Annotated in this window: 14 protein-coding genes; 9 read left to right on the top strand and 5 right to left on the bottom strand. The window is 63.2% G+C overall.

What is annotated here, in order from left to right; translation table 11 throughout:
• Positions 1-10: 10 nt before the first annotated feature.
• From ACUN9V_RS02460 to trpC, 3 genes are all read left to right on the top strand, one after another.
• Entirely contained in the window at positions 11-598 is a 588-nt protein-coding gene (locus ACUN9V_RS02460) for an anthranilate synthase component II (RefSeq protein WP_110692891.1), read from the top strand.
• Between the two features lie 36 nt (positions 599-634).
• Positions 635-1,654, top strand: a complete 1,020-nt coding sequence (trpD, locus tag ACUN9V_RS02465; RefSeq protein WP_075562922.1) for an anthranilate phosphoribosyltransferase — start codon at positions 635-637, stop codon at positions 1,652-1,654.
• Positions 1,655-1,762: 108 nt separating this feature from the next.
• On the top strand, positions 1,763-2,575 hold the full coding sequence (gene trpC / locus ACUN9V_RS02470) for an indole-3-glycerol phosphate synthase TrpC (RefSeq protein ID WP_110692892.1): 813 nt from the start codon (positions 1,763-1,765) through the stop codon (positions 2,573-2,575).
• Between the two features lie 179 nt (positions 2,576-2,754).
• Here trpC and ACUN9V_RS02475 read toward each other — a convergent pair whose 3' ends face one another.
• The 4 genes from ACUN9V_RS02475 to ACUN9V_RS02490 form a co-directional block, all read right to left on the bottom strand.
• Entirely contained in the window at positions 2,755-4,554 is a 1,800-nt protein-coding gene (locus ACUN9V_RS02475; protein ID WP_445510228.1) for a cation:proton antiporter, read from the bottom strand.
• A gap of 89 nt (positions 4,555-4,643) precedes the next feature.
• Entirely contained in the window at positions 4,644-5,087 is a 444-nt protein-coding gene (gene trxC, locus ACUN9V_RS02480) for a thioredoxin TrxC (RefSeq protein ID WP_445510229.1), read from the bottom strand.
• 138 nt (positions 5,088-5,225) lie between these two features.
• Positions 5,226-5,849: a LysE family translocator gene (locus ACUN9V_RS02485; protein ID WP_445510230.1), complete on the bottom strand. Its 624-nt coding sequence runs from the start codon at positions 5,847-5,849 to the stop codon at positions 5,226-5,228.
• Positions 5,850-5,975: 126 nt separating this feature from the next.
• Complete coding sequence (locus tag ACUN9V_RS02490; RefSeq protein ID WP_445510231.1) at positions 5,976-9,248, bottom strand: FAD-binding and (Fe-S)-binding domain-containing protein; 3,273 nt, start codon at positions 9,246-9,248, stop codon at positions 5,976-5,978.
• A gap of 347 nt (positions 9,249-9,595) precedes the next feature.
• On the opposite strand from ACUN9V_RS02490, the gene serS reads away from it, so the two are divergent.
• From serS to ACUN9V_RS02510, 4 genes are all read left to right on the top strand, one after another.
• Complete coding sequence (serS, locus tag ACUN9V_RS02495) at positions 9,596-10,873, top strand: serine--tRNA ligase (protein ID WP_445510232.1); 1,278 nt, start codon at positions 9,596-9,598, stop codon at positions 10,871-10,873.
• Positions 10,874-11,412: 539 nt separating this feature from the next.
• Positions 11,413-12,276, top strand: a complete 864-nt coding sequence (gene cobA, locus ACUN9V_RS02500; RefSeq protein ID WP_445510363.1) for a uroporphyrinogen-III C-methyltransferase — start codon at positions 11,413-11,415, stop codon at positions 12,274-12,276.
• Positions 12,277-12,473: 197 nt separating this feature from the next.
• The gene (locus ACUN9V_RS02505; protein WP_445510233.1) at positions 12,474-14,447 is read left to right on the top strand and encodes a DUF294 nucleotidyltransferase-like domain-containing protein; all 1,974 of its coding nucleotides are present in this window, start codon (positions 12,474-12,476) and stop codon (positions 14,445-14,447) included.
• Positions 14,444-15,169, top strand: coding sequence for a 3'-5' exonuclease (locus ACUN9V_RS02510; RefSeq protein ID WP_445510234.1), 726 nt, complete (start codon positions 14,444-14,446; stop codon positions 15,167-15,169). The genes ACUN9V_RS02505 and ACUN9V_RS02510 overlap by 4 nt, the downstream gene beginning before the upstream one ends.
• A gap of 109 nt (positions 15,170-15,278) precedes the next feature.
• Here the strand turns inward: ACUN9V_RS02510 and ACUN9V_RS02515 are convergent, their stop codons facing one another.
• Complete coding sequence (locus ACUN9V_RS02515) at positions 15,279-16,910, bottom strand: BCCT family transporter (protein WP_110692900.1); 1,632 nt, start codon at positions 16,908-16,910, stop codon at positions 15,279-15,281.
• Between the two features lie 370 nt (positions 16,911-17,280).
• On the opposite strand from ACUN9V_RS02515, the gene ACUN9V_RS02520 reads away from it, so the two are divergent.
• Both ACUN9V_RS02520 and urtA read left to right on the top strand, forming a co-directional pair.
• A complete protein-coding gene (locus ACUN9V_RS02520; RefSeq protein WP_445510235.1) occupies positions 17,281-19,077 on the top strand; it encodes an acyl-CoA dehydrogenase C-terminal domain-containing protein in 1,797 nt (598 codons plus the stop codon).
• Positions 19,078-19,521: 444 nt separating this feature from the next.
• On the top strand, positions 19,522-20,835 hold the full coding sequence (gene urtA / locus ACUN9V_RS02525; protein WP_110693345.1) for an urea ABC transporter substrate-binding protein: 1,314 nt from the start codon (positions 19,522-19,524) through the stop codon (positions 20,833-20,835).
• The last annotated feature ends 118 nt before the right edge of the window (positions 20,836-20,953 follow it).

Here is a 20,953-nt window from a genome sequence, read left to right on the forward strand (position 1 = left end):
GTTTGTTTCCATGTCCGTCCTCATGATCGATAACTACGACAGCTTTACCTTCAACATCGTCCAGTATCTGGGGGAGTTGGGGGCGAAAGTGATTACCGTGCGCAACGATGAAGTGGACCTCGCTGACCTCGAGCGCTATGAACCGACTCATCTGGTGGTTTCGCCCGGGCCGTGTACGCCCAACGAGGCGGGTATCTCGATGGCGGCGATTCGCCACTTTGCCGGCAAGATTCCGATATTGGGCGTGTGCCTGGGTCATCAGGCGATCGGTCAGGTGTATGGTGGCGACGTGATTCGGGCGCCGCAGGTGATGCATGGCAAGACCTCACGAATTCGCCACCGGGAGCAGGGGGTCTTCGAGGGGCTCGAAGATCCGCTGGAAGTGACGCGCTACCATTCACTGGTAGTCGATGCCGAAAGCCTGCCTGACTGCCTCGAAGTCACGGCATGGGTGGACGACGACGATCCGACCCCGGGGCTGATCATGGGGTTGAAGCACAAGACGCTGGATATCGAAGGGGTGCAATTTCACCCCGAATCGATTCTGTCTCGCCAGGGGCACGAACTGCTGGCCAATTTCTTGAAACGGCGCGCCTGATCCGAAACGGTCGGCCGGGAAGGGCGAGGACACAACATGCAAATGCGGGACGCGATTGGCGCGGTCATGCGCGGTCATAATCTCAGTTACGAAGATACCCATGCCGTGATGCACGCCATCATGACCGGGGAGGCGACAGAGGCGCAGATCGGCGGCTTCCTGATCGGACTGGCGATGAAGGGGGAAACCGCCGACGAGATCACGGCGGCGGCACAGGTGATGCGTGAACTGATGCAGCCGGTCTCGATCGACTGCGACAACATCGTCGATATCGTCGGTACTGGCGGCGACGGCGCCAACCTGTTCAACGTCTCCACGGCCTCGAGCTTCGTCGTCGCGGCGGCTGGCGGCCACGTCGCCAAGCACGGTAACCGGGGCGTATCGTCTTCCGCCGGCAGTGCGGATCTGTTCGACGTAGCGGGCATCTATCTCGATCTGGATGCGGCGACCATTGCGCGCTGCATCGAACAGGTCGGCGTGGGTTTCATGTTCGCGCCTCGGCATCATCAGGCGATGCGTCATGCCATCGGTCCGCGACGCGAGATGGGCGTGCGCACGGTATTCAACATTCTCGGGCCGTTGACCAATCCGGCCGGTGCCCCCAATCAGTTGTTGGGCGTCTACGCGCCGCATCTGGTGCCGCTGGTGGCGGAGTCGCTACGCAAGCTGGGCAGCGAACACGTCCTGGTCGTCCACGCCGAGGATGGTCTGGATGAAATCTCGGTAGCGGCACCGACGCGCGTCGCCGAGCTGCGTGATGGCGAGATCCGCGAGTACACCATCACGCCCGAATCCCTGGGGATCGAACGGCAATCGCTCGAAGCGCTGAAGGTCGTGACCGCCGAAGACAGTCTCAAGCTGGTCAAGGAGGCGCTGGTCGGCAAGGGTACGGCAGGGGATATCGTGGCGCTCAACGCCGGCGCGGCGCTATTTGCCGCCGGCATCGCCGACTCGCTCAAGGAAGGCGTGCTGATGGCGCAGGACGCGCAGGCTTCCAAGCTGCCGCTGGAGAAGCTCAAGGAGCTCTCCGACTTCACTCGCGTCTTTGCCGACTGATGTCAGCGCGTCTTTATAGCCCCAGTGCCTTTTAGCCTAAATGCCTTCTAGCCTAAGTGCCTTCGCCGAACGAGCGTTGTAGCCGAACCAGCTCAACAGGAATCCAAGATGACCGACGCCGCCGATAATGAACTGCCGACCATTCTGGCCAAGATTCTGACGCGTAAGCGTGAGGAGATCGCCGAGCGTCGCCAGGCGGTCAGCGAGCAGGAATGGCTCGAGCGGGCGAAAACGCAGAGCGCACCGCGGGGATTCGTCTCGGCGCTTAACGCCTGCATCGACGGCGGAGACCCCGCCGTGATCGCCGAAATCAAGAAGGCCTCGCCGTCCAGGGGCGTTATCCGCGAGGATTTTCGCCCGGCGGAAATCGCGATCGACTACGCGGCAGCGGGCGCCAGCTGTCTGTCGGTATTGACCGATGCCGACTATTTTCAGGGCCACGAAGACTATCTGATCGCCGTGCGGGAAGCATGTGATCTGCCGGTCATCCGCAAGGATTTCATCATCGATGGCTATCAGATCGCCGAAGCGAGAGGGATCGGCGCCGACTGCATCCTGTTGATCGTGGCGGCGCTCGACGACGCCCAGCTCAAGGATCTCCATCAGCAGGCGACGGCGCTGGGCATGGATGTGCTGGTCGAGGTACACGATATCTTCGAGCTCGAGCGGGCGCTGATGCTGGACCTGCCGCTGGTCGGCATCAACAATCGCGATCTGCGCACCTTCGAAACCTCGCTCGACACCACCTTCGAGCTGCTCAAGCGCATCCCCCAGGGGGTGACGGTCGTGACCGAATCCGGCATCAACACCCGCGACGATGTCGCCCGCATGCGCGAATACGACGTCAACGCCTTCCTGGTGGGCGAGGCGTTCATGCGCGAGGAAGAGCCGGGCAGCGCGCTACGCCGAATGTTCTTCTAGCCTCGATTTGCGTTTGACTCACGGCCCGGAACGATCATCGATCCTGTCGACGCCGCTTCTCGAGTATCAGTCGAGGAGCGGCGTCTGTCGTTGGTTAGGCGGGCGCTCTCGACGCATTGACGGCATGGCTTCGTGGAGATGCGAGGCCAGCCGGGAAGTCCAGTCGGGGAAAGGGCGGGTCAGAACTCCGGTGAATCGGGAAAGATCAGGCTGATCAGGGTGTCGCCGGCTTTGGGCGTCAGCGGCTTGTCGGCGGTGGCGATACGGATGCGACCGCTGGTCGAGAGCGTGAACAGCGTCAACAGCCGATCGCGATGGATGCGCCGATAGTCGTCGATGTCGAAGCTATCGCTGATCTTGGCGTGACGAACGGCGGCGCCCTGGGAGATCAGGCTGGATAGCCGGGTGAAGGTGGTATTGCCATCGAACAGCAGTGGCAGGTGGGCCAGTGCCTGCTGATGGTGGCGCCGCGCGCTGCGCGATGATTCGACGGCCAGGCGAAACACCTTGCCATGACCCAGGATATGCTCGAAGTGCAGCGCGGCGAGGTTGTTGAGCTCGCGATAGGGCGATAGCGGCAGCAGGTGGCCGAGACCGGCCAGGCCCAGATGCTGGGAGGCGTGCTCCGACAGCGGATTGCCGTAGTAGATGGGCAGATTGGCCATTCGCGCTTCCTGAATCGCATCCCAGTTGTGGTCGCACAGGCGCACCGCGAAGCCGGCTTCCTGCAGAGCGCTGCCCAGTGCTCTGGCGACCGGGTTGGCGCCGATGACCAGAAAGCCCGACGCCCTCGGCGCATTGACCTTCAGGAGCCGGGCCAGCGGCCGCGAAAACAGGCTCTGTACGACGACGGTACTGATGATCACCAGAAACGTGATCGGTACCAGCAGCTCGGCCCCGGGCACTTCCAGGGCTTCGAGTCGAATCGCGAACAGCGACGCCACCGCCGCCGCGACGATACCGCGCGGGGAAAGCCACGCCAGTAACGCCTTTTCCCGCCAGTTGAGCGAGCTACCCCAGGTGCACAGCCACACCGCCAGCGGACGCGCCACCCATACCAGAATGGCCAGAAACACCCAGGCTTCCCACGACAGCAGTCCCAGCTGCTCGAGACTCAGGCGTGCCGCCAGCAGAATGAACAGTCCCGAGATCAGCAGGATCGACAGCGTCTCCTTGAATTCCAGGATCGGCTGCGTCGGCACGCCACGCATGTTGGCCATCCAGACGCCCATGACGGTCACTGTCAGCAGACCGGATTCATGGAACAGCTGATTGGAGAGGGTGAACAGCGTCAGCATGATCATCAGGGTGCCGAAGCTGTGAAGACGCTGCGGCAGCCAGTAATGACGCAGCACGCTGCCCCACAGGTAGCCGCCTGCGGTACCTAGCCCGAAACCGATCACCGCCGTCTGGGCAAAACTGATCAGGGTATGGGCGGCGGCACCGTTGGAGAGTCCCAGCGAGACGAATTCATAGACCAGCACGGCACCGATGGCGCCGATCGGATCGATCAGAATGCCTTCCCAGCGCAGAATCTGGCTGACGTGTTCGCGAGCGCGAAGCGTCTGCAGCATCGGCAGTACCACGGTCGGCCCGGTAACCACCAGCAGGGCGCCCAGCACGCTGGCCATTTCCCACGACAATCCCAAGATGAGATGAGCGGCGGCGATCGCGATCAGCGCGGTGATCAGCGCGCCCCAGGTCACCAGCCGACTGACGGTCCGGCCATGGCCGCGCAGCTCACGAAAGTCGAGCGTCAGCGCCCCCTCGAACAGGATCACCGCCACCGCCAGCGACACCAGCGGAAACAGCAGCTCGCCGAGCACCGCGTCGGGTTCGAGCACGCCGGTCACCGGACCCACGACGATGCCGGTTATCAGCAGCGGTAAAATGGCCGGGACACGCAGTTGCCAGGCGACCCACTGACAGATCAGCGCCAGCAGGCCGATGCCGGTCAGCGCTAGGGCGGCATTTTCCATGGCAGTCTCTCCGGGCCGGGGCAAAGGGCGCGCAGACTAGCCGGGGCATGCGACCGATGCAATGCCGAACGGCCCGAGAAACGAGATTTTCAGGGTGTGGCAGTTTGTCGCCGGACCCAGCTGACGATATCCGCCTGACCCATGGCGCCGGCCTGGCGGGCGATCTCGCGACCGCCGCGAAACAGAATCAGCGTGGGGATGCTGCGGATGCCATAGCGTGACGCAACATCGGTGGCGGCTTCGGTATCCAGCTTGGCCAGGCGGATCTGCGGCTCGAGCTCGCCGGCAGCCTTGGCGAATCCCGGTGCCATCGCTTTGCACGGGCCGCACCAGTCGGCCCAGAAATCGACCAGCAGCGGAAGATCGCTGCGCGACAGGTGGCGGTCGAAGTTGGCGGAATCCAGCGCCAACGGTTCGCCGGTGAACAGCGCGTTGTGGCACTGCCCGCAGTTGGGACTGTCCGTCAGGCGCGCGTTGGCGACGCGATTGACGGCGTGGCAGTGGGGGCAGACGACGTGTTGGGCTTCGGACATGGCGAGACGAGCTCCGGATGAAAGGATTGCCGCCGAGCATAGATGAAGAAGAGTGCGGTTGCTCGGGTGATCGACGGCCGTTGAGTCATGCGGTTTCGGGGTAGCGCTTCAGGTGTACCGCGCTCTCATGTCGCAACTTCAGCGCAGCGTGATCAGTCGACCGCCGTAGCCGATGAACACGACACCAGCGCAGCGTTCGATCCAGTGCCGCGTGCGCCGATACAGGGCGCGCAGCCGCGGCGTGGTAGAGGCGAGTGCGATCAAGCTGTACCAGCACACGGAGACCGCCAGCATCGCGGCGATACAGATAATGCCCATCCATGCCGGTGCGTGGGCCGGCAGCGTCGAGGCGAACAGGCTGCTCACGAACAGCGCCGTCTTCGGGTTCGAGGCGCCGGTGAGCACGCCTCGGCGATAGACCTGACCACCGGATAGCCCAGGATTCGTGTGGATCGCCTCATCGCCCGCGCCGCGGAAGCTGTGCAGAATCAGTCGTCCGCCGAGAAACAACAGATAGGCACCGCCGACCAGTTTGAGCGTGAGGTAGAGCCACGGCGCCAGCGCAAACAGCAGGGCAATGCCGAAATAGCCGAACAGCCCCCAGGCGAATGTACCCGTGGCGAGCCCGGCGACGGCGATCATCGCTGCACGGCGTCCGTGTACGATCCCTGTCTGCAGCGTCAGGAAGAAGTTAGGCCCCGGGGTGACGGCAGCTACTGTCCAGATGGCGATGAAATTGACCAGAATCCAATTGCTCGACATGAAGCGTGCTCCTTCTCAATGAAGCGACAGGCCAGAACGTAAAGCGACAGGCCCTGGGTCGGCAAAGTATGGCACGAGATCGACGGTTGCCGACGTCCGCCGATGGATTACGGTCTCGTCTCAACGTCAAGACACTGCGCCGACGATCCTGACGTGCTTCAGCAGCGCCTGCAGCGGGTGCGGTAATGTCTGATCGGAGAATCGCTTGACTTGGCTCCGGCAGGAGTAGCCGGTGGCCAGCAGTCGGCCCGAATGGGCATCGTCCTCCACCGGCGTGCGCCATGAGAGATCGTAGATCGTTTCCGACGTCTCGCGATGGCGGGCTTCATGACCGTAAGTGCCTGACATGCCGCAGCAGCCAGTGGCAACGAGATCCAGTGTGAGCCCGAAACGCGCGAACAGTTGCTGCCACGCCTTGGGACTGCCTGGAGCGTTGGTTTTCTCGGTGCAGTGGCTCATCAGACGATACCCGGGATCGACGGATTCGAGAGCGTCGGCGCTGAAATCCGGCGGCAGGATCGAGGGCCCCAGCGACAGCAGCCACTCCTGCAGCAGCAGGACTTCCGGTACCGCTTGCGGCCCCAGTGTCTTGATGTACTCCTGCCGATAGGTGAGCGTCATCGCCGGATCGATGCCCACCAGCGGCACGCCGAAACGGGCGAGCGCCCTGAGTCCGGCGGCCTGCTTTTCGGCCGTGCGCGCGAAGCGGCCGAGGAATCCCTGCACCTGCAGCGGTTTGCCGTTGGGCTGGAACGGGGCGACGAACACCCGGATATCGAGCCGTGACAGCAGTTCGATCACGTCCATCACCAGCCGCGACTCGAAGTGGCTGGTGAAGGCGTCCTGGACCAGCACCACGCTGCGACGCTTCTGCGCGTCGGTCAGCCTGCCCAGCGTCAGCGGCGTGGCCTCGGCGATCCCCCAGGCATCGAGCATTTTCCCGAGGCTGGCGCGGGAGAGCTTCGGGCTATCGACGATGCCGAGACCTTTCGCCAGGAAGCGATCGACCAGGCGGTTGTCGAGCAGGGCGTTGTAGAGCGGTGCGGCAGGCTGCAGGTGTGGAATCACGAACTCCAGCCCGCCGATCAGGTAGTCCCGTAGCGGCCGGGCGTAACGACTGTGATAGCTCTCGAGAAAGCGCGAGCGGAAGTCGGGCACGTCGACCTTGATCGGACACTGGCCAGCGCAGGACTTGCACGCCAGACACCCGGCCATGGCGTCGTAGACCTGATGCGAGAAATCGTCCTCGCCCCGGCGCCGGGCAATCGCTCGCTGGAGCTTGCCGGGCTGGGCGGCGAGCCAGGCGCCGAAGCCGGCGCGGCGCTGCGCCTGAGCGATCTCGAGGACGTCGACGCCGGCATTGCCCTGGCGGCGAAGCCATTCGCGCATCAGACTGGCTCGCCCCTTGGGGGAGTGCACGCGCTCGCGCGTCGCCTTCCACGACGGACACATGGCGTCATCGGGGTCGTAGTTGTAGCAGGCGCCGTTGCCGTTGCAGTAGACCGCGCTGGCGTGTTCCTGCCACACGCGCTCATCGATCTGGCGGTCCAGTTCGCCCCGCGTCGTCACCCCATCGATCGCCAGCAACCCGGGATCGTGACCGTCGACGATACCGATCTCGGCTGACCAGGCTCTCGACGCTGCGGATTGCGTGGCGGTCTCATTTGCGCTGCCCGCGGCTTCGGGCGGGATGGAAAGACCCTCGGCCTCGGGAGGGCTAAAAAGCGGCGGGATGGAAAGAGGCGTCGCGATCTTGCCGGGATTGAACTGGTTGTGCGGGTCGAATGCCGCCTTGACGCGTTGCAATGCCGGGTAGAGCTCGCCGAAGAAACGCGGCGAGTATTCCGAACGCACGCCCTTGCCGTGCTCGCCCCATAGCAGGCCGCCGTAGCGCTGGGTCAGCGCCGCGACTTCGTCGGAAATCTCGCGGATCAGGCGCGCCTGATCGGGATCCTTCATGTCGATGGCGGGGCGCACATGGAGCACGCCGGCATCGACGTGACCGAACATGCCGTATTCGAGGTCGCGGGCGTCCAGCAACTGGCGGAACTCGGCGATATAATCGGCCAGGCGTTCCGGCGGCACCGCGGTGTCTTCGACGAACGGGATCGGACGTTTTTCGCCCTTGGCGTCGACCCTGGCATTGCCGAGCAGGCCCACGGCACGTTTGCGCATGGCGTAGACCCGGCCGATCTGCGGTCGGCCCTCTGCCAGGGTATAGCCGAGCCGCTCGACGCTGGCATCCGAGCCCAGGTGATCGGTAAAAGCGTTGACGCGTTCGGCCAAGCGTTGCGGATCGTCGTCGTTGAACTCGACCAGATTGATGCCGCGAATGGGCGCGCCTCGATCACCATTGTCATTAACGACGGCAGGGAAGAACTCCGCCACGCTGTCCCAGACGAAATCCTCCATCGCCAGCTGGAGCACGCGATCGTCGATCGTCTCGATCGAAGTGGGGTCGCCTACCGACATCAGCGCCTTGGCATCGCGCAGCGCCTCCATGAAACTGGCGTAGCGCACGTTGACCAGGGTCGAATGGCGCGGCAACGGCAGCACGTTGAGCGTCGCCTCGTTGAGCAGCGCCAGCGAGCCTTCGGAGCCACATAGCACGCTGTTGAGATCGAAGCGGCCCTGGTCATCGACCAGATGGGCCAGATCGTAGCCGGTCAGGCAGCGGTTGAGCGGCGGGAAAATCGAGGCAATGCGTTCGCGCTCGGTTTCGGCGATGCCGCTCACCGCGCGATGGATCTCACCGACCCGATCATCGCGTTGGCAGGCGGTCGTCAACGCTTCGTCGTCCAGCGGCCAGCTCTCGAAACGCTCGCCGCCCGGCAGCACGATATCGAGTCCGAGCACATGGTCGCGGGTCTTGCCGTACTCGCAGCTGCCCTGACCGCTGGCATCAGTGGAAATCATGCCGCCGAGTGTGGCGCGATTGGAGGTCGAGAGTTCCGGAGCGAAGAACAGGCCGTGCGGTTTGAGAGCCGCGTTGAGCTGATCCTTGACCACGCCTGCCTGTATCCGCACGCGGCGGTTTTCGACGTCGATCTCGAGGATCCGGTTCATGTGCCGGGAAACATCCACCACCAGCCCGTCGGTCAGCGACTGACCGTTGGTGCCGGTGCCGCCGCCACGCGGGGCGAGCACGATATCGCGATACGTCTCCCGGCCGATCAGCCGAGCGATCAGCTCGAGATCCAGGGCGTCGCGTGGATAGAGAACCGCCGCCGGCTGGCGCTGGTAGATCGAATTGTCGGTGGCCAGTACGGTGCGGTTGGCGGCGTCATCGCCGATATCGCCGTGAAAGCCGGCCGCAGCCAGCTCGTCGAGGAATCGGCGGTAGCGCTCGGGCAGCGTCAGCTCGGCATCGGCCGGGTCAAGGCGTGTCATTATCGTCATGCAGCAAGCCATCAGGTCGGGCCGGTCAGGCGGCCGTCGCCGGGTGGATTTCCACCTGGCAGGTTGTCGGTTCACAGCGCCGAAGGCGCTACTAGAGTCGGTTCACAGCGCTTTCAGCGCTCGAGGGCGAACAGTTTAGCGCGCCAGATCGCGGTGTGACACGAATCCCGGGTGGCGCATGGTGCCGGGGTGGGGTTTTCCCTACAATATTCTCCTCGTAAAGAGTGATCGCCAGAACGGTGAGCTGCCGTCGCCGGTCATGCGGCTGTTGTCACGGTTTTCATTTCAGACTGTTCATTTCGAACTTTCCATTTCGAACTTTCCATTTCAAACAACGGAACCCACTCATGCTCGATCCGAAGCTGTTGCGTAGCGATCCGCAGTTCGTCGCCGAACGCCTGGCCCTGCGGGGCTTCACTCTCGATACCGCGCAGCTCGAGTCGCTCGAGTCCCGCCGTCGTGAGCTGCAGACGCGGACCGAGCAGCTGCAGAACGAGCGTAACGTGCGCTCCAAGTCGATCGGCAAGGCCAAGGCCGCCGGCGAGGACATTCAGCCGCTGCTGGCCGAAGTCGGCCAGCTCGGCGACGACCTCGATACGGCCAAGCGTGAGCTGGGCGAGGTGCAGCAGGCCTGGGATGATCTGGTCGCCGGACTGCCCAATCTGCCACATGCAGACGTGCCACAAGGGGCGGACGAGAGCGACAACGTCGAGCTGCATCGCTGGGGTGCGCCGCGGGAAGTCGATTTCGACGTCCGTGACCATGTCGATCTGGGTGCCCGATTCGGCTATCTCGATTTCGAGATGGCGACCAAGCTGACCGGTTCGCGTTTCGCCGTGATGCGTGGACCGATCGCCCGCCTGCACCGGGCGCTGGCGCAGTTCATGCTCGACAAGCAGACGCAGGAGCACGGTTACGAAGAGTGCTATGTGCCGTATATGGTCAACGCCGAGACGCTGACCGGTACCGGACAGCTACCCAAGTTCGGTGAGGATCTGTTCAAGCTTGCCGACAGCGACTATTACCTGATCCCCACCGCCGAGGTGCCGCTGACCAACTTCGTGCGCGACGAGATTCTTGATCATGCCGCGCTGCCGCTGAAGTTGACCGCCCATACCCCGTGTTTTCGCAGCGAGGCCGGTGCCTACGGTCGCGACACGCGTGGCATGATCCGTCAGCACCAGTTCGACAAGGTCGAGATGGTCCAGGTGGTCGATCCGGCCACCAGCTACGAGGCGCTGGAATCCATGCGGGGGCACGCCGAGGCGATCCTGCAGGCGCTGGAACTGCCGTATCGGGTGGTGACCCTGTGCACCGGCGACATGGGCGCCAGCGCCACCAAGACCTACGATCTGGAAGTGTGGCTGCCGAGCCAGCAGACCTATCGCGAGATCTCCTCGGTCTCCAACTGCGAGGATTACCAGGCGCGGCGGATGCAGGCGCGTTTCCGCAGCCCTGAACAGAAAAAGCCGCAGCTGGTACACACGCTGAACGGCTCCGGTCTGGCGGTAGGGCGCTGTCTGCTGGCGGTGCTAGAAAACTACCAGAATGCCGACGGCAGCGTGGACGTGCCGGCAGCCCTGTCGCCGTACATGGGCGGACTCACGCGCTTCAACGCCGAGTGACGGTGTGACGGCCCCCGACCCTTCATAGCAAAAGGTTATGAAGGGTCATTTGGTTATAACCCTACAAACAAGCGTTACTTCGCCTATCCGCTACGGGGCATTAAACTTTGCTGCTTGCGTCCTGAACCGATGGCTGGCGGCATACCAGACGCGACGGTTCCATCGCCCATCCCCAACCGACGGCCCGACTCGTGACCGATTTCCTCACCCTGCAATACGATCCGTCCCGCCTCGACGTTCACCTGATCGGTGGCGGCAGCGAGGCGCTGGCGCTGGCGCAGCGTATCACCGGGCTGATGCCGGTCGTGACCGTGCATGCGGTTTCGCTGATGCCAGCCCTGGCGTCTCTGTGCGGCGCGCAAGGGTGGGTGGTGCGTGACGATGAACCGGTGGCTGGGGCGGGGCAGCTATGGCTGGTTGCCAGTGGGGATGGGGAGCGGGACCGGGAAGTCGCCAGCGTGGCAGTAGAAGCCGGCGTCGCGGTTTACGTACCGGCGCATCCGACACTGTGCAGCGTCCGTCTGCCGCCGCGGGTGACCGTGAACGATACCGCGCAGGCCGCCTCTGCCTCCGTCCCTGCCGATGGCCATTGGCGACGGGGCCATGTCTCGCTGGTCGGTGCCGGTCCCGGCGACCCGGAGTTGCTGACGCTGAAGGCGCTCAGGCAGCTGCAGCGCGCGGATGTGGTGATACACGATCGGCTGGTCAGCCAGGAAATCCTGGCGCTGATCGATCCCTCGGCGCGGCGTTTCTACGTCGGCAAGGCGCGTTCAAGGCACAGTGTGCCCCAGGAGGGTATCAATCAGGCGCTGGTCGACTGGGCCAAGGCGGGTAACCGGGTGGTCCGTCTCAAGGGCGGAGACCCGTTCATCTTTGGCCGGGGCGGTGAGGAGCTCGAGGCGCTGGTCGCCGCCGACATCGATTTCGACGTGGTGCCGGGAATCACCGCGGCCTCCGGCTGCGCCGCCTATGCGGGAATTCCGCTGACCCATCGCGATCATGCTCAGTCGGTGCGCTTCGTCACCGGCCATCTCAAGAATGGCAGCTGCGATCTCGACTGGACGGCGCTGGCGCGTGGCGATCAGACGCTGGTCTTCTATATGGGCCTAGGCGCGTTGGATCTGATTCGCGAGCGGCTGATGGCGTACGGGCTGGATGGCGCTACGCCGCTGGCGCTGATCGAGCAGGGCACGACAGCCAATCAGCGCGTGCATCTGGGTACGCTGTCCCGCCTGCCCGATAGCCTGGGCGCGCATCAGCCCCGCCCGCCGACCTTGATCGTCGTGGGTAGCGTAGTCGAGCTGGCATCGCGTCTCGAGTGGTTCCAGCCAACCGACAGTGGCAGCCTCGGCTGGGTCGAAGGCAAGCATCCCACGCCACTCTCCCGGGCCGACAGCGCCTGACTGTCGTACCGGCTCCTGCCGATCCGTCTTCCCCGCAGTTGCGCCCGCCGCTGGCCGATCCTTGCGCACCGGACGCATTTGCCCGTATCGGGTTCCCGACGGTTTCCATCGCGAGATCAACCGGATAGCGAACGAGTCGTCGTTGACGCCATCTCTTGGCCCTTCGACAATGAGAACTCGCGACGGGGGAGAAGGGCATGAACGTTGAACAGCTGGATATCCGAGGTCACATGGCGCAGTTCGCGCCGTTCGACAATCTCCCCGATGCGTTGCTCGATCGCATCGCCGGCGAGGTCGAAATTCGCTATTTTCAGGCCGGCAGCGAGCTTCTGGTCAAGGACCAGCCGATCGATTCGCTCTGGTACATCCGCAGCGGTGCGGTGGAGATGTACCAGCGCAGTGGTCGGCTGTTCAACCGTCTGAGCGAAGGCGACATCTTTGGCTATTCGGACCTGCTGCGCAGCAATCGTCGCGTGCGCTACCCGGTCGGTGCGATCGAGGATACGCTGATCTACTTCATCCCCGGCGATGTCTTCGAGGCGGTGTGCGAGGAAGACGACGACTTCGCCGAGTTCGTTGAGACCGGCGGGCAGCGCCTCAAGGTGACGGTCGAGCAGCAGCGCGACGACAGCGGGCTGATGACCACGAGGGTGCGCAAGCTGATCAACCGGCAGCCGCAGATGGTGGAAGCCACGACCACCCTGCAGCAGGCAGCGCAGCAGATGCGCGACGCCAATGCCACCTGCGTACTGGTGATCGATGTCACCGAGACGCAGTCCGCCTATACCTTCACCGGGCCGGACGGCCGCCACTGGAAACTCAACGGTATTCTGACCGATCGCGACTTCTGCACACGCGTGTTGGCGGAGGGCAAGTCGCCCCAGACCCCGGTGGGCGATGTCATGTCGCGCAAACTCATCGTCACCCAGTCCGACGAGTCGGTCTACGAGGCGATGCTGAGCATGCTGCGCAACCAGGTCCACCATCTGCCGGTGCTGTACCGACGCCAGCCGGTCGGCGTGCTGCATCTCTCCGATATCGTCCGTCACGAAACCCACAGCAGTCTGTTTCTGGTCAATAACGTCTTCGTTCAGAACAGCGCGGAGCAGCTCGCCAAGCTGGCGCCCGAAGTGCGCACCGGGTTCGTGCGCATGGTCGCCGATGGTGCCAACTCCGAGATGGTGTGCCGGGCGCTGGCGACGATCGGTCGCGCCTTCACACAGCGTCTTCTCGAACTGGCGGAGAGCGAGCTGGGCCCGGCGCCGGTACCGTACTGCTTCATGGTGCTGGGCTCGATGGCGCGAGAAGAGCCGACCATCAACGCCGATCAGGACAATGCGCTGGTACTCGACGACGACTACGATCCGGACCGGCACGGCGAGTACTTCGAGGCGCTGGCCAAATTCGTCTGCGACGGCCTCGACGCCTGTGGTTACCCTTACTGCAAGGGCGATGTCATGGCGACCAACGCGCGCTGGCGGCAGCCGCTGCACGTCTGGAAGCGATATTTCACCGAGTGGATGGAGGAGCCCAACGGCGAACGCCTGTTGCACAGCTCCATCTTCTTCGATCTGGCACCGGTCCATGGCGAAGCGCCGATGGTCGAATCGCTGCAGGATCTGATCGCCGAACTGGCGCCACAGCGGCCCGTCTTTCTGGCGGCACTGGCGCGCAACGCCAGAAATCGCACGCCCCCGCTGGGGTTTTTCCGTCAGTTCGTCATGGATCAGGACGGCGAGCATCGCAAATCGATCAACCTCAAGCGTCGTGGCACTGCGCCGCTGACAGATCTGGTTCGCGTGCATGCGCTGGCGTGTGGTTCGAAGGCGCAGAATACCTTCACCCGCCTCGACGATATCGCCGAGACGAAACTGCTCGCGGACGGGGTCACCGATCGTCTGCGCTACGCGTTCGAGTTCATGTCGATGGTGAGAATTCGCCATCAGGCGGAGGCGATCGAGCAGGGCGTCGAGCCCGACAACAGCGTCGATCCGGAAAACATCGGCAGTCGGGAGCGCCACAACCTCAAGGACGCCTTCGAAGCCATCAGCAACGCGCAGAAATTCCTCTCGTTTCGCTACATCATGCCCACCCGGCCGAGCTCGTCGAAAACCGAGCCTGACAGGTCGGGATCGCCACAGGGCGGTGCGCCGCGCAGAGGCGGCCGATGACCTGGCGCTGGGGAGCCAACAAGAAGACGGAGCCGAACTGGCCGGATTATCTGGCTTCGCGGGCCCTGCGGGTACGCGAGCCACGCCTGGCCAGTTTCTATGCGCAGGGTACGCTGGATCCCGATACGCCGATCGGCGAGGCGCCGCTGGTGGCGATGGACTTCGAGACCACCGGTCTCGATGGCAGTCGCCATGACATCGTCAGCGTCGGCGTCATGCCATTTACGCTGGGACGGATTCGGCCCGCCGATGGCCGTTACTGGGTGCTGTCGCCCCGGCGCCAGCTCAGCGATGAGTCGGTCGCCTTCCATCACATCACCCACGCGGAAGTCGCCGACGCGCCGGACTTCGCGGCGATCATCGATGAGCTGCTACCGCTGCTCGCGGGGCGACTGGTGGTGGTCCACTACCGCCAACTGGAGCGCACCTTCCTGGACGCCGCCATTCGCGAGCGTCTGGGCGAAGGGCTTTTGATGCCGATGATCGACACCATGTCGCTGGAGGCGCGGATACATCGGCAACCGTGGTGGGCCCGGTTGCGGCGTTGGGCGGGGCGGCCGATGGCATCGATTCGCCTTCACGAGAGTCGGCAGCGCTATCATCTTCCCGCCTATACGGGCCACCACGCGCTGGTCGATTCACTGGCGACCGCTGAGCTACTGCAGGCGCAGATTCTCTATCACTACGATTGGCAAACGCCGGTCAGCGCGCTGTGGCGATAAGCTCAATATCTTGGCGAGAAGCGTTATCGGGTATTTCAACGCAAAGCGGGCGGCTCCATGAGCCGCCCGCTTCTTGTCTGCCATCTTTTTGTGACGATGGCCTATGGCGTCAGCCGCGAGGCTCGGAACGCAGCCCCTGGATGATCGCATAGCAGGCTGCCAGCAGTACGATCGTGAACGGCAGACCGGTGGTAATAACCGCCGCCTGCAGTGCCGCCAGACCGCCACCCAGCAGCAGGGCGATGGCGATGGCGCCTTCGATCAAGGCCCAGAACACGCGCTGCGGCGTCGGCGCATCGACCTTGCCGCCGGCCGTGATCGAGTCGATCACCAGCGAACCGGAGTCGGAGGAGGTGATGAAGAAGACCATCACCAGGATGATGCCGACGAACGACGTGATCGAGGTCAGCGGCAGCTGGCCGAGCATGGTGAACAGCTGCAACGGCAGAGCCGCTTCCTTCACCCCTTCGAAGCCATCACTGACGAGCTGATTGATCGCGGTGTCGCCGAAAGCGGTCATCCACAATACGGACACGATGGTCGGGACCAGCAGCACGGCAATCAGGAACTCGCGCACGGTACGGCCACGGCTTACACGCGCAATGAACATGCCGACGAACGGTGACCAGGAGATCCACCAGGCCCAGTAGAACGCGGTCCAGCCATGCACGAAGTCTGCATCTTCCCGACCGAACGGATTGGACAGCGCGGGCAGATTCTTGAGGTAGGAACCCAGGTTCTCGACGAAGCCGGTGGCGATCAGCATGGTCGGACCGACGATGATCACGAACAGCAGCAGCAGGAACGCCAGCCCCATGTTGAGCTGCGACAGACGCTGAACGCCCTTGTCGACGCCCAGCACTACCGAGCCCAGCGCAACCAGCGTGATACCGATGATCAGCACCACCATGGTGACGTCGGTATTGGGAATGTCGAACAGATAGTTGAGCCCGGCTGCGGCCTGCGAGGCACCGAAACCCAGCGAGGTAGCCAAACCGAACAGGGTCGCCAGCACCGCCAGGATATCGATGACGTGGCCCGGCCAACCCCAGATGCGCTCACCCAGAATCGGGTAGAAGATCGAACGCATGGTCAGTGGCAGGCCCTTGTTGAACGAGAACAGCGCCAGTGCCAGGGCGACGACGGCGTAGATACCCCACGGATGCAGGCCCCAGTGGAAGATCGTGGCTGCCATGGCCAGCGACTGGGAAGCCGCCTGGTCGCCTTGGGCGCCGCCCAATGGTGCCCAGGAGTCTCCCGTGACGGACGTGCCGAAGTGCGTGATCGGTTCGGAGACGCCGTAGAACATCAGCCCGATGCCCATGCCGGCGGCGAACAGCATGGCAAACCAGCCGGCATAGCTGAAGTCCGGTTTGGCATGCAGGCCGCCGAGTCGGACCTTCCCGAGTGGCGTGAAGATCAGCACCACGGCGACTATCACGAAGATATTGGCGGCAAACAGGAACAGCCAGCTCAGATTGTCGGTCAGGAAGCTCTTCGCGCCGTTGAACAACGGGCCCATCTGATCCGGTAGCGCCAGCGTGATGATCACGAAAAACAGGATCAACAATGACGAGACCGAGAAGACCTTGCCATGTAGATCGACATTCATGCCGAATTTGTTGGTCTGGATATTGTCCTGGCCAATCACATAATCGGTATCGATGAGATTGGCGGGACCCTCTGGTGCCGGCACGCCTTCCTTTGGCGCATCCGGCTGGTTATTAGCGTCTTGAGCCACTAGCCGTCTCCATTTGGTGTGTCTTTATTAAAAGCCGCACTCGCATGGCGAATGACGACGATTCCCTTGCGCTCCCTTGCGTCGTTCGGGCGTGGTGTCAGCGAGCGACCACCCTGTCGAGGGAGTACTCAGTCTGACGTATCCGCGGGAACACGCAAGTTTCCCAATTATCCTGAATCAAGTCGGGCCTTCCAACCGTCTAGGCCAGAATCTCCGGTTTTACTGCCATTTATCAGCTGAAAGGCATCTCCCGGGTCGGCTTTATCGCTGATCGAGCGCTAGACCAAGGTCAGGGTGAAGACGGCAGTCCTTTTGCCTATAGTCTTGGCTGATTTGAAACGAATGTTTGAAAACCACCGGGAGAGTTCGAATGGCCGACTATCGTGCACCGCTCGTCGACATGCGCTTCATTCGTGAAGAGGTGCTCGACGCCGAGCGGGAGTGGCAGGCCATGCCGGCGACCGCCGAGCTTAGCGCCGAGCTCGCCGATGCCGTGCTGGAAGAGGCCGGACGGCTTGTCGAAGCTGAACTGTTTCCGCTCAACCAGCGTGGTGATGCCGAAGGATGCCACTTCGATGGAGGCGAAGTGAGGACGCCTGCAGGGTTCCAGGGCGCTTTTCAGGAACTCGCCCAGGGCGGCTGGTGTGGATTGGGAGGCAACCCGGACCATGGTGGCCAGGGCTTGCCGAAACTGCTGACCCAGGCTTTCGATGAAATGCTCTACGCCAGCAACGCCGGCTTTGCTCTCTATCTGGCGCTCAACAACGGCGCGGGACTGCTGCTAGATGCCTATGCCGACGAGGCGACCAAGGCGCGGTACCTGCCTCGGCTCTACGCCGGTGAGTGGCTGGGCACCATGTGTCTGACCGAACCGCATTGCGGAACCGATCTGGGGTTGATCAAGACGCGGGCAGTGCCCGGTAGCGACGGGCGATATTCCATCACCGGCAGCAAGATCTGGATCACCGGCGGCGAGCACGATCTGACCGAGAATATCGTCCATCTGGTGCTGGCCAAACTGCCCGACGCGCCGGCGGGCGCCAAGGGCATCTCGCTGTTTCTGGTGCCCAAGCGTGAGGTGCGCGAGGACGGTTCGCTGGGCGACGCCAATGGCGTGGTCTGCGGCGGGCTCGAGCACAAGATGGGGATCAAGGGCAGCGCGACCTGCGTCATGCACTTCGACAATGCCCAGGGCATCCTGATCGGCGAGCCGCATCAGGGTCTGGCGACCATGTTCACCATGATGAACTACGAGCGACTCTCGATCGGCATTCAGGGGTTGGGGCTGGGCGACGTCGCCTACCAGAGCGCGATGGCGTTCGCGCGCGAGCGTCGCCAGAGTCGTGGCCCCGGCGGCGTCGCCGAACCCGATCAGGCGGCCGATCCGATTCTGGTTCATCCCGACGTCAGGCGCATGGCGCTCAACGCCCGCGCCTGGAACGAAGGTGGTCGGCTATTCGCCGCTTTCGTCGCGCGCGAGCTCGATCGGGCCAAGTACCACCCTGACGCAGAGGTGCGAGAGGTGGCCGAGGATCTGGTGGCACTACTGACGCCGGTGGCCAAGGCATTTCTCACCGATCGCGGCTTCGCGACCACCGTGGAGGCGCAGCAGATCTATGGCGGCAGCGGCTACTGCGTCGAGTGGGGCGCCGAACAGTTCGTGCGCGATGCCCGAATCGCGATGATCTACGAGGGCACCAACGGGATTCAGGCGATGGATCTGGTCGGACGCAAGCTGATGCGCAACCAGGGGGCTTATCTGCGTCGCTTCGCCGAGCAGATGCGGGCCGATCTCGACACCGACTCGGGTGATCCGACAGTGACCCCCTTTCGACGAGCGGCCATGGAAGAGCTGGCACGCCTGGAGCGCGTCTCCGCGCAGTTGATGGAGATGGCGCGAACGGATCCGGCTGCCGCGGGCGCCGCGGCCCATGACTACCTGCAACTGCTGGGTTACACCGCCTACACTTGGATGTGGTGGAAGGCCGCTCGGGCCGCTCGCCACGGATTGACAGTAGACGGGACATCGGGCGAAGCGTTCTACCGCGCCAAATTGTTGGTGGGTCAGCATTTTCTCGAGCGCCAGCTACCTCAGAGCGAAGCGCTGGAACGCCAGATCGCCGCCGGCCCGGCAGGACTGATGGCGCTGGATCAGAGCCTGTTCTAGGTCACGCGGATTCCATCCCGGCGTTGACGCGGGGGCGCTAGCGTTTGGCGACGCGGCCCGCATCCTCATGCGCTTCTCTGTGCGCCTCTTCAGTGCGCCTCTCTGATGCGCCTAACTATGCACCTTCATGTGCCGCTTGCCGGTTTCGATGCGCTTCCGAGCACGAAAATGGTGCATTGCCCGCGGCGGACTGGCGCCTGCTGCGCCAACCGTGAAAGTCCTGACGGATTTGCGGGTCTTTTTCTGCACCAATTTCTTTCTCGTTGGACGAAGTTCTCCCTTTTTTCGCGTTCCTTGTATACAAAAAATGAGTGCGAAGAGATCAAGGCACGAAAAATGCATAGGGTTCTGCGATCGTTGCCGGCGCGTCCTCGCACAGGGCTTTCGATCACCAGGCCGATCAAGCCGATCATCAAGGGCCATGACCAGGATCAGGAGAACTCAATGACAACAAACTCCCTTCGCAAGTTGATAGCCGGCTCCAGCATCGCGTTGGGGCTGGCCGGCTTTGGCAATGCTGCCGTCGCCCAGCAGCAGGATGACGGTCCGATTCGGGTCGGTATTCTGCATTCGCTTTCCGGCACCATGGCGATCAGCGAATCGACGCTGAAGGACGAGATGCTGATGCTGATCGACAAGCAGAACAAGGCGGGTGGACTGCTCGGTCGCAAGCTCGAACCGGTGGTGATGGACCCGGCATCGGACTGGTCGCTCTATGCTGAACAGGCGCGTGACATGTTGACCGGCGACGATCATGTCGACGTGATCTTCGGCAACTGGACCTCGGCTTCGCGCAAGGCGGTGCTGCCGGTGGTGGAAGAGCTCAACGGGCTGCTGTTCTATCCGGTGCAGTACGAGGGCGAGGAGTCTTCCGAAAATATCTTCTACACCGGTGCCGCGCCCAACCAGCAGGCGATTCCGGCAGTGGACTATCTGAAGAGTCAGGGCGTCGAGCGCTGGGCGCTGCTGGGCACCGACTACGTCTATCCGCGCACCACCAACAAGATTCTCGAGGCCTATCTCAAGGCCAACGGCGTCGCCGATGACGACATCATGGTCAACTACACGCCGTTCGGTTTCAGCGACTGGCAGTCGATCGTCTCCCAGGTCAAGGATTTCGGCAGCCAGGGCAAGAAGACCGCGGTGGTGTCGACCATCAACGGCGATGCCAACGTGCCGTTCTATAACGAACTTGCCAACCAAGGCATTTCGGCGGGTGATATCCCGGTGGTCGCGTTCTCGGTGGGCGAGCAGGAGCTGACCGGCATCGACACCGCACCGCTGGTCGGCCACATGGCGGCGTGGAACTACTTCATGAGCGTTGATAGCGATGCCAACTACGACTTCATCGACGACTGGGTCGCCTATACCGGCAACGACGAGGCGGTGACCAACGACCCGATGGAGGCGCATTACATCGGCTTCAACATGTGGGTGCAGGCGGTCGAGAAAGCCGGTACCACCGATGTCGATGCGGTCAAGGATTCGATCATCGGCGTGACCGTGCCCAATCTGTCGGGCGGTGCCTCGACCATGATGCCCAACCACCACATCACCAAGCCGGTGATGATCGGCGAGATCCAGGATGACGGGCAGTTCAGCGTGGTCTGGCGCACACCGACGACCGTCGCCGGCGACGCCTGGTCGGATTACCTGCCGGAGTCGAAGAACCTGATCAGCGACTGGAGGGCCCCGCTGCGCTGCGGCAAGCTCGACGTCGAATCGATGACCTGCGAAGACGGCCCGGGAGCGAACTGAGGTCGAAGCATGCCTGAGCACGGCCGGAGCCGAGGAGTTTTCCTCGCGCTTCGGCCATCGATGTCGGTGCCCGTTGTCGTAGGAATAGGAATAGGAGTAGGCGTGGGCGCCGACGACA

This window comes from Salinicola sp. V024, assembly GCF_052645315.1.